We start from the raw sequence: 14287 nt of genomic DNA on the forward strand, positions 1-14287 counted from the left end.
CACCGGTCAGACCAGCGGTTCGCCGCCGTCGACAGGGATCGTCGCGCCGGTCACGAAGGTGTTGGTCATGGCGAACAGCGCGGCGGCGGCGACGTCCTCGGCACTGCCGATGCGCCGGGCCGGGTTGCGCGCCGAACGTTCGGCGAACAGCGCGGCCTTCTTCTCGTCGCCCAACGCGTCGTAGGCACCGGTGTCGACGGTCCCCGGCGAGACGGCGTTGACCCGGACCGGCGCCAGTTCGATCGCCAGCGCCTTCGCCGCCACATCCGCCGCGCCGTTGGTCGCGGCGACGGCCAGCATGCCGGGAACGGGCCTGACCGCCGTCGATCCGGAGAGCAGCACCAGCGATCCGCCTTCGCGGATACGGCTCTTGAAGTGCTTGGCGAGGATGATCGGCCCGATCACCTTGGTGTCGAAGGACAGCCTGATGGTCTCGGGGGTGAGGTCGCCGACGAGACCGCGCGCACGGGCCGATGCCGTCGACACGATGTGGTCGACCTCGCCGAGCCGTTCGGCAAGCGCCGCGATCGACCGCTCGTCGGTGACGTCCACCGTCTCCGCACTGATCCCGGATTCGCCGTAGGCGGCCGAGAGCTTCTTCTGGTCCCGTCCCGCCACGACGACCTCGGCGCCCGCCTCGCGCGCCGCCAAGGCGATGGCGCGGGCGATTCCGCTGCCCCGGCCGATCACGAGCACCGTCTTGCCCTGCAGTGTCGTTGTCATGACGATCTCCTCATTCCGCTGCTGATGGGTTGTGCGGTTACCTCGTACGTCCTTCGTCCGCGTTGAGCCCGCGGTCCGCTCCGTGCGCGAAAACCGTCTGGCCGGGTGCCGGTGTCTGGCGTTCGCCGTCGAGGAAGACCGCGATCTCGTCCGGCTCGAAGGAGACCAGGTCCGAGATGCGCCGCACCTGCGCGTACGCGTCGCGGTAGCACCACGCCGCGCCCTTGGCGCCGCCGATCGAGTAGTAGTCGGCCAGCCCCTTGTAGGGACAGAAGGTCTGTCCCTCGACGGGCGTCAGCGCGGTCTCGTCGATGTCGGCGCGCGGGACGTACCAGCGCGGGGCGAAGCCCGATTCGTAGAGCACGAACGGGTGTTGGGTGTGTGCCACCACGCGCTCGCCGTCACGCACCACCAACTCGCGTGACGTGTCTCGGATGTCGATTCGGTGATACGCGTCCGCCGCGTGGCCGAGGATGCGTTCGTCCTCCTCGTAGAACGCGTCCATGGCGCGCCAGGCGAAGGCGACCCGGTCGGCCAACTCCCGCGCGTACGGCGGAAGTCCGGTGTGCTGCCACGCAGCCCGCTCGGCGCCCTTCGCGCCGCCGTGGACCGTGTACCACTCGGTGGTGCCCAGTTCGCCGTGGCGCGTCGTCCGGCCGGCGGATTCCAGGACACCGGAAACCACGTCGCCGAGCGGGAAGTACGCCACCGGATACCTGCCGGGTTCGTGCAGAAGGACCACGTCCTCGCTGTCCGCGACCCACTCACCGCCGAACCGCACCCGCATCCTGCGGCGGAGCGGTTCGGCGAAGAGCAGGCGCTCGGGCAGCGGTTCGGGGGTCAGGAACCGCCCGACCGCCCCTGTCGCGAGGGGGCCTTGTTGCCATGCCAGACCCATGACGATCCCTTCGTCGCATGCCTGTCTCTCACTAACTCATAAAGCAACAGTAGAACCATTAGGTCAGGGTCGGCAACAGCTCAGGAACGATCGATCATCAATGGTTAGTTGCAGCATCTAAGCATTACTCGGACATGATCCACGCAGCGCCGGCCGAAGCCGGTGTGATCGACACCGGGATCTGGGACTCCCTGGGCGAGGAGGGCAAGCGCGCGTACTTCGAGAGTCTCAGGACCCGCAACCCGGCCCGCCGCATCGGCACGGTCGACGACGTCGCCGACACGGTGCTGTACGCCATGACGAACCCCTTCCTGACCGGGGTGACACCGCGCGTCGACGGCGGGGAGCCCCTGACCTGACCATCTAACCCATCCGAAGAATTTGACGGGTTAGATGGCGAGTGCTTGGCTATAACCATCAAAGGCAATCAAAGGGGTTAGCCATGAGCGTCGTACACCACCGCTACGCGACCGTGGACGGGCAGCGGCTCTTCTACCGGGAGGCAGGCCCGGCGGATGCCCCGGCGGTCGTTCTGCTGCACGGCTTCCCGACCAGTTCGTTCATGTTCCGCGATCTCGTCCCCGAGCTGGCGGAGCGTTACCACGTCATCGCCCCCGACCACCTGGGCTTCGGCCTCTCGGACGCGCCTGCCGCCGACCGGTTCGACTACACGTTCGACGCGCTGACCGACCTCACCAAGGGGCTGCTCGACCAGCTCGGTGTCGACCGCTTCGCGATCTACGTACAGGACTACGGTGCGCCCATCGGCTGGCGGCTGGCCCTCGGCAGTCCCGCGTCGGTCACCGCCGTCATCAGCCAGAACGGCAACGCCTACGACAGCGGATTCGTCGAGGGCTTCTGGACGACCGTGTGGGACTACCAGCGCGAGCAGACCCCCGAGACCGAGGCCGCGATCCGTACCGCGCTCACACTCGACGCCATCAAGTGGCAGTACGTCACGGGCGTCCCCGACGAGAGCGTGGTGAGCCCCGACACCTGGCACCACGACCACCAGCTGGTCTCGCGCCCGGGCAACGACGAGATCCAGCTGGCGCTGTTCCGCGACTACGCGACCAACTCGCCCCTCTACCCCGCCGTGCACACGTACTTCCGCGAGCACCGGCCCCCACTGCTGGCCGTCTGGGGCAAGAACGACCCCATCTTCGGCCCTGCGGGGGCGGCGGCGTTCCGCGACGATCTCCCCGACGCCCAGGTCCATCTGCTCGACGGCGGCCACTTCCTCCTCGAAAGCGCCCTCCACGAGACGAGCCGGCTGATCGGCTCCTTCCTCGACAAGGCCGGTCTCCCGGCCTGACGCGGCACCCGGGTCCCGCACGGCGGACGCTCCGTGCGGAGCCCGGGGCTGCGTTACGGTCAGGCCGCAGGCGTGACCGTCACCTGGAACGCGTCCTGTGCGGACTGCCAGGTGACGGGAATGTGCACGCTCGTCGTCCCCGCGGGCACCGTCCTCGTGTCGACGGTGACCGGCTGGTCCAGCGGGTTCTGATCGGGGATGCGCTGGACGGTGACGCGCACACCGCCGGGTCCCGCCACGGCGGCCGAGGTCAGCCCGTCCACCCGCAGGTCCACCGCCGGGCTGCCGCCCGACGAGTCACCGATGAGCACACCCGCCCGGCGCCGGGAGGCGTCCACGGCCGCGACGGCGTCCACCGAACCCGTCGTGTCCGAGCTGACGCGGCTGCCGGTCAGGTCGGCGTACGCCTGGTAGACCCACCACTGACCGGTACGGCGCAGCGCACCTGAGCCGTCGCGCACGAGTACGCCGTCGAGGGTGCCGGCGACACAGCAGTCGTCCCAGATGCCGCGCGACGCGGAGGCGATGCCGGACTTCGCGAGCTGGGTCAGGTACCACGCCTGGAATCCGGCGTGCTGTTCGTCGGCGTGCAGGTATTCGTTCATGGTGAGGCTCAGCCCGCTGATGCCCTTGGCGGCGAGCAGATCGCGGATGCTCTGCGCGTCGGCGACAGGTGTGTTGCTGAAGTGCCAGTTCAGGATGGTGGGCAGTGTGCCCGCCGCTTTGGTGTGGTCGAGGAACGGCGAGATGTTGCCGGGGCTGAAGTCCCAGAGCGACGGGCCGACGATGGCGCTGTTGCCGTCGTGCGCACGCAGTTCCTGGACCGCGCTGTCCCACATGGCGTAGTACTGCGGGGTGTTGAAGCCCGGTGGGAAGAACGCTCCGGTGGGTTCGTTCCAGATGTCGAAGCGCACCCGGACACCGGAGGCCGCCACGTCGTCGGCCAGCCGCCGTACGAAGCTGCGCCAGTTGGCGCAGTCGTCGTTCGCACAGGGGTAGACCGTGTCGGCGGCCTGGGTGGTGTCGGCACCCCAGATGTCGCTGACGAGCAGGTCGTACGTGCCGTTGTACGGTGCGCCGGTGATCCGGCGGGCCTGGTTGACGGCGGAGTTCAGCCGCCGTTGATACCCGCTGCCCGCGGAGTAGCCGTCGCCCGCCCAGCCGCCGCCGTCGAGCCGGGCGCCGCCGCCGCGCGCGGAGGTCGGCTTGAGCGGGCCGAGCAGGCTGTCGTCGGGGCCGCTGCCGTCCTCGGTGAGGCCGTAGAGGAACCCGGAGCCCGCACCGGTGACGGCTCCCACGGTGTGGTTGAGGTCGACGGTGAGGGGCTGCGGGTCGGCGGCGCCGGCCGGCGGCGCTGCGAAGAGTCCGGCTGCCATCACGACGGAGACGACGGCCAGCAGGGCGCTGCGGACGGTCCGTCGCTGCCGTCCAGGCCGTCCAGGGGGAAGGTGCGGCACGGTGTACTCCTTCTGTCGGCGCCCGGCTTCCTTGCCGGGCACGCTGTGGGGGGTGTTGCGGGGGCGGCCGGTCCGCCGGACAGCCGGGTTCAGGCCCGGGTTCCGGCCGGCTCGGGGAAGCTTGCGCCGCCGCGGGCGAAGACGGGGATGCGTTCGACGGGTGCGGCCGCCCGTACGGTCCGGCCGCCTTCGTGGACCGTTCCGGTGCTGGTGTCGGTCCAGGAGGTGCCGCTCGGCAGGTAGACCTCGCGCTCACGCTCCCCGAGCCGGGTGACCGGGGCGATCAGCAGGTCGGGGCCGCAGAGGAACTGGTCCTCGACGTCCCAGGCCCGCGGGTCGTCCGGGAAGTCGACGAACAGGGGCCGCATGGGCGGGAGTCCGGTGTCGGCGGCACGCCGCATCTGGACGCGGAGGTAGTCCTGGAGACGTTCGCGCAGGGCGAGTTGGTCGCGCAGCACGGCGTACGCCTTGTCGCCGTACGACCACAGCTCGTTGGGCCCTCCGGAGTGCCCCGCGGCGAAGGTGCCGCGCGGCTCACGGTGTCCGTGCAGTCGGAGCAGCGGGCAGAACACCCCGAACTGGAACCAGCGCAGCACCAGTTCGCGGTAGTCCTCGTCGTCAGGGTCGCCGCCGTGGAAGCCGCCGATGTCGGTGGTCCACCACGGGATGCCGCTGAGGCCGGCGCTGAGCCCCGCGCGTATCTGGGCGGCGAGCGCGTCGAACGTGGCGGGTATGTCACCGGACCACAGCGCCGCGCCGTAGCGCTGGCTGCCGGCCCAGGCGGACCGGACGAGGCTGACGGGTGCCTCGTCCGCGCCGGGCGCTGCCGGGTCGAGTGCGTTCTGTGCGCGGGTGTGCTCGTAGAAGCCCTTGACGTGGTCGCGCGGGTACAGATTGGCCACGGCGCGGCCGGGTCCCGCGGCGAAGCGCAGGTGGGAGTACTGCTCGGGGAAGATCTCGGGTTCGCAGGCGTCCAGCCACCAGACCCGGAACCCCAGGTCGTAGTAGTTCTCCTTGACACGGTCCCAGACGAAGTCGCGGGCGCGCGGCTCGGTGGGGTCGTAGAAGGCGACGGGCAGCGAGCGGCCCTCGAACTCGGCGTCGGGGAAGGTGTGGTGGAAGGGCAGGCCTTGTTCGGTACCGACGAGCAGGCCCTGTTCGTGCATGGCGGTGAAGTTGTCGCTGAGCGGGCTCACGGAGGGCCACACCGACAGCAGCGGACGCACACCGAGATCGGCGAGTTCGCCGACCATGGCCGCGGGGTCGGGCCAGTCGGCTGGGTCGAAGCTCCAGTCACCGAGGTGGTTCCAGTGGAAGTAGTCGACGGCGATGACGGAGAGCGGCAGCCCGCGACGCTTGTACTCCCTTGCCACGGCGAGGAGTTCCGCCTGGTCTCGGTAGCGGAGTTTGGACTGCCAGAGGCCGAGCGCCCAGTCGGGCAGGACGGGTGCGTGGCCCGTGGCGTCGGCGTAGCGGGCGAGTATCCGGTCGGGCGCGGGCCCGGCGGTGAACCAGTAGTCGATCTGCCGCGCGGCGTCCGCGACCCAGCGGGTGCCGTTGGCGGCCAGCTCGACGCGCCCCACGGCGGGCTGGTTCCAGAGCAGTCCGTAGCCGCGTGAGGAGAGCGCGAAGGGGATGGTGACCTCGCCGTTGCGCTGCACGAGGTCGAGGACCATGTGCTTGTGGTCGAGGCGGCCGTGCGAGTGCTGGCCGAGACCGTAGAAGCGCTCGTCGTCGTATGCGGCGAACCGCTGGTCGAGGCGGTAGTGGCCGTCACCCACGGGGGTGAACTGGCGCGGCCCCGGCCAGGCGAAGTGTCCCGGCACCTCGCGGAGCAACTCGCCCCCGTCCGAGGCCCGCAGGAACGTCAGATGACCTTGCGGCGAGAGTTCGACGCGCAGCCGTCCGACGGTGAGGACGGACGTGCCGTCGGCTGTGTCGTGCCGCTCGGCGGCGGTGGGGGCGGGCTCGTCCGACAGGGCGCCGGGCAGTCCGTCCTGGACGGTGTGCCGGGCGACACGGACGCGGACGCTGTCGTCGCCCCACGGTTCGACCCGCAGGGTGTGGTCCTGGCAGGTGTATTCGATGGCGGGTGTGCCGGAAGGGGACACGTTCGTCCTTTCCCACGGCCGACGGGCCGCGGAGTGGCGGGGCGGGGGCGGGGCCAGGGGGCGGTTCAGTCCTTGACCGCGCCGGTGGACAGACCGGCGGCCACATGCCGTTGTGCGACGACGAGCAGGACGGCGGCCGGGAGCGAGGAGATGACGGCGGTGGCCATCACCGAGTTCCAGCTGGTCGTGTTGGTGCCGGCGCCGATGTAGTTGTAGAGGCCCACGGTGATCGGGGTCCAGGTCGTGGAGCTGAGGTTGAGGGTGGTGGCGAAGAGGAAGTCGCCCCACGCGAAGAGGAAGGCGAAGAGACCCGCTGTGATCAGCGCGTTGCGGGACATCGGCAGCACGATGCGCAGGAAGGCGCGTACCGCCCCTGCGCCGTCGAGTGCGGCGGCCTCCAGGAGTTCGCCGGGGATGGAGATCATGAAGGCGCGCAGGATCAGCACGGCGAAGGGCACCGCCAGGGTGGAGTCCGCGAGGATCAGGGCGGGCGCCGAGTCGAGGATCCCCGCCGAGGAGAAGATCCGGTACAGCGCGTTGGCCATGACGATGCCGGGGACGAGCTGGACGATCAGCAGGACGCTCAACAGGGCTTTGCCGCCGGGCGCCTTGAGCAGGGCGAGCGCGTATGCGGCGGGGGTGGCGAGGACCAGTGTCAGTACGGTCGCCCCGGCCCCGACGACGATCGAGGCGAGCAGATGTCCGCCCTGCTGGGCGAAGGCGTCGCGGTAGCCGCCGAGGGTGCCGCCGAGCGGCAGCCAGAGCGCCGAGCGCCTGGCCAGCTGCTCGTTGGTCTGGAAGGACGCGTTGATCATCCAGTACAGCGGGAACAGCATCACAGCGACGACGAGGACACCGACGGTGGTCCTGACGCGGGCCATCTCAGCGGCCTCCTGTCTCCGCGCGCAGGGAGCGCAGGTAGAACACGGCGAAGAGTCCCGCCACCACGATCAGCAGATCCCCCGCCGCGGCGCCGACACCGAATTCGGAGAGCCCGCCGAAGGACAGTTGGTAGCCGTACGTGGTCACGGTGTGGGTGGCGTTGGCAGGTCCGCCCTTCGTCATCACCCAGATGACGTCGAATACCTTGAGGGTGTAGATCAGCCCCAGGGTGAGGACGACACCGATGACGGGCTTCAGCAGCGGCAGCGTGACATGGCGGAACTGCTGCCGGCGGCCGGCGCCGTCGAGGGCCGCCGCCTCGTACAGCCCTGCGGGAATGGCCTGGAGCCCGCCGTAGAGGATGACCATGTTGAACGGGACCCCGATCCAGATGTTGCAGATCAGGACGCCGGCCATGGCGGTGTGCGGACTGTTGAGCCAGGGCACCGGATCGCTCACCAGGTGGGTGGCGAGCAGCACTTGATTGACGACGCCGTTGCTGGTGTCCAGCATCCAGCGGAACACCGTGCCCGCGACGACCAGCGGCAGCAGCCACGGCACCAGCAGCAGTGACCGCAGCAGACCGCTCAGCGGGAAGGTGTGCCGGAAGAACTCGGCGAGACCGAGGCCGATCAGGAACTGGCACAGCAGCGAGAGCGCGACGAACACCAGCGTGTTGGTGACGGACTTGAGGAAGACCGGGTCGTCGAAGAGTTTCCGGTAGTTGCCCAGGCCGTTGTAGGGGGCCTGGCCGCTGTAGACCGACTGGATGCCGAAGTCCTGGAAGGACAGCTGGATGTTGCGGATCAGCGGGTAGAGGAAGAACACCGCCGTGTAGACGACGACGGGGGCGAGGAATCCGAGGCGCAGCAGGGTGCGGCGCCGGAGCCGGGGACGGCGGCCGTCCCCGGGCCCGCCGCCGGCGGGCGCACCGGCACGGCCGTGTACGGCGCCGTCGGGGAGCGTGAGTGTCACGTCAACGCCCCCGCGTCATCGGGTGGCTTGGCGCTGGGCGTCGCCGAGGGCGGCGCGCGGCGACTTCTGACCGGAGAGGGCGGACTGCACAGCGGTCCACAGCGCCTGGGAGTACGCGGGGTACTTCGCGCCGAGCTTCGCCGTACGCCCCTGGGCCCCGGCGATCCCGTCCACGAACGGCTGCATGTCGGGGTCGCCGGCGGCGAGTTTGGCGGCGGCCTGCCGACTGGACGGGACGTAGGTGGTGAGTTCGGACCAGGTGAGGCTGTTCTTGGCGGAGGTCATGCACTTGATGACCTCGGCGGCCTTACGGGACTTGGCGCCGTTGTTTCCGGCCGCCCACACTTCGCCGCCGAGGGCGCCGGACGGGGTGCCGCCGGCCGTGGGGGTGGGCATGGGGACGATGCCGTACTCCGTCATCCCGGCCTTCTTCAACTGGGGCAGCTGCCACGGTCCGTTCACCATCATCGCGAGGGAGCCGTTGGCGAACTGCTCCTCGACGTTGGCCTGGGTCCAGGTCAGCACGTCCTTGGGCGCGGATCCGGACGTCACCAGCCCGTCGAGGAGCTCCAGGGCGGAGACTGCCTGGTCGGAGTCGAGCTTCGTCAGATCGGCCCCCGCGCTGAGGAAGAACGACTCGAACTGGAAACTGCCCTCCTCGGTGGCGGGTACGGCGAAGCCGAGGCCTCGGCGCTTGTCGCCGTCGGTCAGCTTCTTCGCTGCCGTCTTCAACTCGTCCCATGTGGTGGGCGGTTCGACGCCGGCCTGGGTGAGGAGCTTCTTGTTGTAGTAGAGCGCGAGGGCGTTGACGCCCGGCGCCACGCCGTACTGCTTGCCCTGGTACCTGCCCGCCTCGACCACGTTCGGGTAGAGCCCGTCCGTGCTCAGTCCGGCAGCACCGAGGTCGGCGAGCGCGCCGGTGGCGGCCAGTTGCTGAAGATCGGGGTTGTCCAGCAGGACCAGGTCGGGGACGGCGTGGCTGCTGGCGAGCTGGATGAGCTTGGTCCGCAGGTCGGGCACGATCTGGCGCTTGACGGTGACACCCGCCTGCTTGCCGCAGCTGTTGAGCAGCTGGGGCAGGGCGGTCATCGTCGTGCCGGTGTTGTAGTAGTCCATCTCGGTGAGCGTCAGTTCGCCGCCGTCCGAACCGGCGGCTGTGGTCGAGCCCGAACTGCACGCCGTCAGCAGCAACGACAGGGCCGCTGCGGCCGAGGTCAGTGCGAGCGTCGCCGTACGAGGTGGGCGTGGGCGTACGCCTCTTGACGCGGTACCGCTCATGGTTCGGTTCCTTTCTGGACGCGGGCATCGCACGCCGACCGCTGGCGCGGCGAGGCGGCGGTGGGAGAAAGCAAGGGAGTGCGGAGAAGGGGGTACGGAGGAGGGGGGTGGTGACCGGCGCTGAGCCGTCAGCCGTCAGCCGCCCGCCGCGGATCCGGGGGCGGGGGCGTGGCTTCGGCGGTCGACGAAGGGCGGCGCGAGCAGGATGTGGGCGGGCTCGGCGGCGGGGTCAGCGACCAGCCTGAGCAGGGACTCGACCGCGTGCCGGCCCATCTCGGCGGTGGGTACGTCGGCGGCGGTGATCTCCGGGGTGAGGCTACGGGCATTGTTCTCGGACGTCACCGCCAGCACCGACACGTCGTCGGGGATCCTCGATCCGCGCGCGTGGAGAGCCCGCACCACACCGGCGAGCGAGCGTTCGTTCACGGCGACGATGCCACTGGGTGTGCCGTCGGTGGCGAAGAGTTCGGCGACGCAGTCGGCGCCGGCCTGTTCGTCGTCCTCGCAGCACAACGCGCGTCCGAGCAGGTCGTGTTCGGCGACGGTCTTCTCGAAGGCGTCCAGCGCGCGGAAAGCCGGACCGTACTCCCGGTCCAGCAGTGCCTGCGGGCGGTTGACGAGCGCGACACGGCGGTGGCCGAGCGCCCGCAGCCGCTCCACCGCAGCGGTGACGAGACCCGCGTAGTCGAGGTCGACCCAGCCGTGGGCCTCCTCGCTGCCGGTGCGTCCGATGGTGACGAACGGCAGCCCGTGTTCGACGAGCCGGCTGACCCGGGTGTCGTGCAGCAGGGTCTCCATCACGATGACACCGTCGACCCTGCGCTCGCCGACCATCCGGTCGAAGGCCGCCTCCCGGCCCTCGCCGGTGGGTGACAGGAGGATGTCGTAGTCGTGATCGGCCGCCGCCTCGGCCACGGCGCCGACGAACTGGAGCTGGTCGACGCTGAGATGGCCCCGCATGGGCGGGATGACCAGACCGAAGGTCTTCGGCGAACCGTGCGCCAGGGCCCGCGCCGTGGCGCTCGGCCGGTAGCCGGACTCCTCGATGACGCGGTTCACCCGCTCCCTGACCTGCTCCGACACCTGCCGTTTGCCGCTCAGGACATAGGAGACCGTACTGCGCGACACACCGGCCCTGCGGGCGATCTCACCGATGTTCACCAGGTGCCTCCCCAGGATCAAAAAAATCAGCGAACCGGTTCGCGAACCGGTTCGCTGATTACATACGCGGGTCAGTCCCGGGGTCAAGGGGTGTGACAGGACCGGGCGATGCCGGTCGGGGACTCGCTACGTGTGACTGCCCGTCAGTGTCGCGTAGACCACGACGTTGTCGGGGTAGTAGTGGTCCGCCTTGGAGTACGTACCACCGCAGGTGATGAGCCGGAGCGCGGCCTGGTCGGTGTTGCGGTACACCGCGACCGTCGGGAAGTCGTCCTTGGCGTACGTCGCGATCCGGTCCACCGTGAACCGCGCGGTGCGCCCGTCCTGCCGTTGGACGTCGATCCGGTCGCCGGGCGCGAGATCCCCCAGCTTGAAGAAGACCGAGGGCACACCGTTCCAGGTGACATGGCCCGCGATGACCGAGGGGCCCTGCGCGCCGGGCGTGGGACCCGGTGTGAACCAGCCCGCCTTCGCCGGGTCACGCGGGGTCTCCATGGTCTTGTCCTTCGCGAGCCCCAGCTCCTCCAGTGTCGAAGACACCTTGATCGAGGGGATTGTCACCCGCACCGGCCGGGAGGCGGGCAGCGCGGCGACGTGCTGCGCGTGCGCTCCCGCCCCGGTGGACGGGGCACTTGAGCCCGTCTTCGGACCGGCCGGCATGGAGACCGGCGGCCCGCCGCTGTCGACCGCCCGGGGCGGCGCGGGCTGCTGCCGGGTGAGTCCCACCGCCAGCAGCAGCCCGCCCACGATCAGCAGGACCGGAATCGTGACCAGCAAAATCGTGCGCCGACGCGCGAACGTGGCGTCCATTCCGCTCCGTCCCTCCTGTCCGGTCCGCTGCTCAGCTGCCCTGGCGGGTGTCGGCGGGACGCATCTTGCGCCGGGCGGCGAACAGCGCGCCGGCCGCGACAACGGCCAGTCCGCCACCGGCGATCAGGCCGGGCGACTCGATGCCCTGCGTGGTGCCGGAACCCGTCTCGACCCCGCCCACGGGCATGGAACCCACTGCCGCGCCCTTGACCATGCCGCAGTCGGTGGGTGCGGTGGCCTCCTGCGGGAGCTTCGGGTCGAGGTCGCTCTTGCCGGCGCCGAAGTCGTACTTCTTGTTGTTGTTGGGGTCGATGCCGTGCTGCACGACGTGCAGGTCCTTGATGTGGTCGGCGACGTCCTGCGACACGTTGATCGTGCGCGAGTACTTGAGGTCGCCGTTCTTGTCGGCGACGGGCATCCGGTCGACGGCCAGACCACTGGCCATGTCCGTGGCGCCCTTGGTGGTCAGCGAGATGTTGATGTTGCCGTACATCGGCACACCCTCACTGGTGGAGACGATGCCGTCGCCGTCCTTGTCGGCGCTCGCGTCGGGGCAGTGGAAGTCCGTGCCCTTGGTGTCGCCGTGGATGTGCTGGGCGTGCGGCGCGCCGGGGGTCAGACCCGAGGACTCGATCTTCACCGTCAGCTTCGTACCGTCCAGGCTGAGCAGCGCGACACCGGTGGCACCGGAGTCGTTCAGGCTGTCCAGGTCGATCTGGTACGTGTTGTTGTCCTGCGCCTTCGTGGTGGTGCCACCGGCGGCGAACGACGGCGCGGCCCCCGCGAGTGTGAGTGCGGCAGGCAGGGCCATGAGTGCGGTGAGGCGGACTGTGCGCTGGGCTATCACGTGAGGCATCCCCTTCGTGCGGCCCACGAACCGTGCACGGGGGCCGCGTTGGTTTCTTGCCTCACATTCGGTGTGCTGCGCTCCGCGGCTTGGTCCGAACACGACATTTCTGTGAATCGCCGTGAGGAAGTCGCGAACGGGCAGGTCGCAGGCGTGCGACGCGGTGCGGTGTCAGACGAAACCGGTGACGGTCACGCCCACTTCCGGGGCCACCGTGTCCGTGAGGCCCGAACCCACCACCGCTTCGGCCACCGCGACACGCACCGCACGCGCGACGTCGACCGCGCGCCGGTTGCGGCGCAGCACGACATGGACGCTGATCGTCCACACACCGTCCGCGCCCGGTGTGCCGTCCGCGCCGTCGGGGGTCCGGCGCTCGACCCGTACCCCGGTGCCGTCGGGCCGCCCTTCGGAGTCGCGCCGCAGCACCGACGGCACCGAGCCGCGCAGCAGTCCGGCGAGGCCGGGGCGCAGGAACGCCACACCGGGCACCGCGAGCGCCGCCGGCGCCGCGACACCGGACAGCCGCTCCTCGACGGTCCGCCCCTTGTCCCGCTCCTGTTGGGTCACCGGCCCGCTCCTTCCCACGTCGCTCCTTCGTCCTGCCCGGCGTCGTCCGCGATGTCCGTGATCGTGACGTCCACGGCGGCGACGCTCATGCCGAGCGCGCTGTCCGCCGCATCCGTGACCTGCTCCCTGATCCGGTCGGCCGTCTCCTGGAGCGGCCGGGCCAACGTGACCACCGCGCTCAGCCGTACCCGTACCGGCCCGCGCAGCGGCCCTCGCGGCGCGGCCGGCGACTCGTCGGCGGACACGGGCAGCGGGCTGATCCGGCAGCTGCCCACCCGTACACCGGGCAGCAGTTCGGCCGCTGCCCGCAGGGTCCTGGCCGCCGCGGCCTCGATGATCCAGGTGTCGTCGCCCGGACCGCCCAGCGGAAGGGTGCGGCCCGGTCGCAGTTCCAGCCGTACGACATCCATGACGCGCGAGGTGAGTGAGGCCGTGTCCGCCTCGTCGAATCCGGTGTCGCGCACCTCTTGTACGGCCCGGCCGAGCTGGGCCAGGTCGTCCAGCGCGGCGGCGCAGTAGGGGCAGCCGTCGGCGTGCGGGTCGGGCCTGCCGTCCTCCCAGCCCTCCCACACCTGCGACAGCAGGCGTCCGCAGGGCAGTTGCTCGTCGTCGTCCGCCGACTGCCGGACGTTCCCGTAGGGGGGACCGGAGTTCGCGTTCACCGCCATGCGCCCATCGCCTCCGTCAGATAGCGCCGAGCGCGGAACACCCGCGCGCGGACCGCCTGTTGGCTGATCCCGACCGTCTCGGCGATGGTCTCGTAGGACGTGCCGTCCAGCTCGCGCAGCACCCAGCAGACCCGCTGCTCGGGTGACAGACCGGCCATGGCCACCGACAGGGCCTCCACCGCCGCGTGTGTCTCGGCGCTCCTGGCCGGGGAGTCGTGGTGGTCGGGAGCGGGCTGCTCGGGCACGGTGTCGAGCGGGGTGACCGGCCGCCTGGCCCGCAGTACGTTCAGACAGCGGTTGGTCACGATCCGGTGCACCCAGGTGCCGAACGCGGCGTCCCCGCGGAACTCGGGGAGCTTGCGCCAGGCGCTGACGAGTGAGTCCTGCACGGCGTCCTCCGCTTCGGTACGGCTGCCGAGCAGCCGGGTGGCCAGCGTCAGCAGGACCGGGCCGTAGCGGCGCACCAGCGTCTCGAACGCCTCTTCGTCGCCCTCGCCCGCCCGTACGGCCAGCAGAGCGTCGTCATGCCAGGGACGGCCGTCACCCGCCGCCCGTGTCGTGCCCAGGTCCCCGGACAACACGGCTCCTTTCG

The 14287-nt window shown here is 70.3% G+C and carries 15 protein-coding genes; 2 read left to right on the plus strand and 13 right to left on the minus strand.

Going from position 1 to position 14287, the window contains the following annotated elements; all coding sequences use genetic code 11:
• Window positions 1-6 precede the first annotated feature (6 nt).
• A complete protein-coding gene (locus OHS57_RS06430; protein WP_328581331.1) occupies window positions 7-723 on the minus strand; it encodes an SDR family oxidoreductase in 717 nt (238 codons plus the stop codon).
• Between the two features lie 37 nt (window positions 724-760).
• Window positions 761-1621: a DUF427 domain-containing protein gene (locus tag OHS57_RS06435; RefSeq protein ID WP_328581332.1), complete on the minus strand. Its 861-nt coding sequence runs from the start codon at window positions 1619-1621 to the stop codon at window positions 761-763.
• A 134-nt stretch (window positions 1622-1755) separates the two neighbouring features.
• Here OHS57_RS06435 and OHS57_RS06440 point away from each other — a divergent pair, with 134 nt between their 5' ends.
• Both OHS57_RS06440 and OHS57_RS06445 read left to right on the plus strand, forming a co-directional pair.
• Window positions 1756-1980 carry a hypothetical protein gene (locus OHS57_RS06440; RefSeq protein ID WP_328581333.1) on the plus strand — a complete coding sequence of 75 codons (225 nt, stop codon included), beginning with the start codon at window positions 1756-1758 and terminating at the stop codon, window positions 1978-1980.
• A gap of 83 nt (window positions 1981-2063) precedes the next feature.
• Window positions 2064-2936, plus strand: coding sequence for an alpha/beta fold hydrolase (locus tag OHS57_RS06445; RefSeq protein WP_328581334.1), 873 nt, complete (start codon window positions 2064-2066; stop codon window positions 2934-2936).
• 59 nt (window positions 2937-2995) lie between these two features.
• Here the strand turns inward: OHS57_RS06445 and OHS57_RS06450 are convergent, their stop codons facing one another.
• The 11 genes from OHS57_RS06450 to OHS57_RS06500 all read right to left on the minus strand — a co-directional run bounded on the left by OHS57_RS06450 (window position 2996) and on the right by OHS57_RS06500 (window position 14273).
• On the minus strand, window positions 2996-4393 hold the full coding sequence (locus tag OHS57_RS06450; protein WP_328581335.1) for a beta-xylosidase: 1398 nt from the start codon (window positions 4391-4393) through the stop codon (window positions 2996-2998).
• 89 nt (window positions 4394-4482) lie between these two features.
• Window positions 4483-6504 (minus strand): glycoside hydrolase family 31 protein, encoded by a 2022-nt coding sequence (locus OHS57_RS06455; RefSeq protein WP_328581336.1) that lies wholly within the window; start codon window positions 6502-6504, stop codon window positions 4483-4485.
• A gap of 65 nt (window positions 6505-6569) precedes the next feature.
• Complete coding sequence (locus tag OHS57_RS06460) at window positions 6570-7385, minus strand: carbohydrate ABC transporter permease (RefSeq protein WP_328581337.1); 816 nt, start codon at window positions 7383-7385, stop codon at window positions 6570-6572.
• Window position 7386: 1 nt separating this feature from the next.
• Window positions 7387-8361 (minus strand): carbohydrate ABC transporter permease, encoded by a 975-nt coding sequence (locus tag OHS57_RS06465; RefSeq protein WP_078863734.1) that lies wholly within the window; start codon window positions 8359-8361, stop codon window positions 7387-7389.
• 15 nt (window positions 8362-8376) lie between these two features.
• Complete coding sequence (locus tag OHS57_RS06470; RefSeq protein WP_328581338.1) at window positions 8377-9639, minus strand: ABC transporter substrate-binding protein; 1263 nt, start codon at window positions 9637-9639, stop codon at window positions 8377-8379.
• A 135-nt stretch (window positions 9640-9774) separates the two neighbouring features.
• Window positions 9775-10800: a LacI family DNA-binding transcriptional regulator gene (locus tag OHS57_RS06475; protein ID WP_041991868.1), complete on the minus strand. Its 1026-nt coding sequence runs from the start codon at window positions 10798-10800 to the stop codon at window positions 9775-9777.
• A gap of 126 nt (window positions 10801-10926) precedes the next feature.
• Window positions 10927-11610, minus strand: a complete 684-nt coding sequence (locus OHS57_RS06480) for a class F sortase (RefSeq protein ID WP_328581339.1) — start codon at window positions 11608-11610, stop codon at window positions 10927-10929.
• Window positions 11611-11641: 31 nt separating this feature from the next.
• Window positions 11642-12457 carry a hypothetical protein gene (locus OHS57_RS06485; protein ID WP_041991866.1) on the minus strand — a complete coding sequence of 272 codons (816 nt, stop codon included), beginning with the start codon at window positions 12455-12457 and terminating at the stop codon, window positions 11642-11644.
• Window positions 12458-12628: 171 nt separating this feature from the next.
• The gene (locus tag OHS57_RS06490) at window positions 12629-13027 is read right to left on the minus strand and encodes an Asp23/Gls24 family envelope stress response protein (protein WP_328581340.1); all 399 of its coding nucleotides are present in this window, start codon (window positions 13025-13027) and stop codon (window positions 12629-12631) included.
• On the minus strand, window positions 13024-13695 hold the full coding sequence (locus tag OHS57_RS06495) for an Asp23/Gls24 family envelope stress response protein (RefSeq protein WP_328581341.1): 672 nt from the start codon (window positions 13693-13695) through the stop codon (window positions 13024-13026). The genes OHS57_RS06490 and OHS57_RS06495 overlap by 4 nt, the downstream gene beginning before the upstream one ends.
• Entirely contained in the window at window positions 13686-14273 is a 588-nt protein-coding gene (locus tag OHS57_RS06500) for an RNA polymerase sigma factor (protein WP_328581342.1), read from the minus strand. The genes OHS57_RS06495 and OHS57_RS06500 overlap by 10 nt, the downstream gene beginning before the upstream one ends.
• Between the last annotated feature and the right edge of the window lie 14 nt (window positions 14274-14287).

It is taken from the genome of Streptomyces sp. NBC_00370, from assembly GCF_036084755.1.
GTDB lineage: Bacteria > Actinomycetota > Actinomycetes > Streptomycetales > Streptomycetaceae > Streptomyces.

Excerpts from the sequence above, each read along its gene's own strand:
- OHS57_RS06430 (WP_328581331.1), bottom strand. The coding sequence starts at position 723 with ATGACAACGACACTGCAGGGCAAGACGGTGCTCGTGATCGGCCGGGGC.
- OHS57_RS06435 (WP_328581332.1), bottom strand. The coding sequence starts at position 1,621 with ATGGGTCTGGCATGGCAACAAGGCCCCCTCGCGACAGGGGCGGTCGGG.
- OHS57_RS06440 (WP_328581333.1), top strand. The coding sequence starts at position 1,756 with ATGATCCACGCAGCGCCGGCCGAAGCCGGTGTGATCGACACCGGGATC.
- OHS57_RS06445 (WP_328581334.1), top strand. The coding sequence starts at position 2,064 with ATGAGCGTCGTACACCACCGCTACGCGACCGTGGACGGGCAGCGGCTC.
- OHS57_RS06460 (WP_328581337.1), bottom strand. The coding sequence starts at position 7,385 with ATGGCCCGCGTCAGGACCACCGTCGGTGTCCTCGTCGTCGCTGTGATG.
- OHS57_RS06470 (WP_328581338.1), bottom strand. The coding sequence starts at position 9,639 with ATGAGCGGTACCGCGTCAAGAGGCGTACGCCCACGCCCACCTCGTACG.
- OHS57_RS06480 (WP_328581339.1), bottom strand. The coding sequence starts at position 11,610 with ATGGACGCCACGTTCGCGCGTCGGCGCACGATTTTGCTGGTCACGATT.
- OHS57_RS06495 (WP_328581341.1), bottom strand. The coding sequence starts at position 13,695 with ATGGCGGTGAACGCGAACTCCGGTCCCCCCTACGGGAACGTCCGGCAG.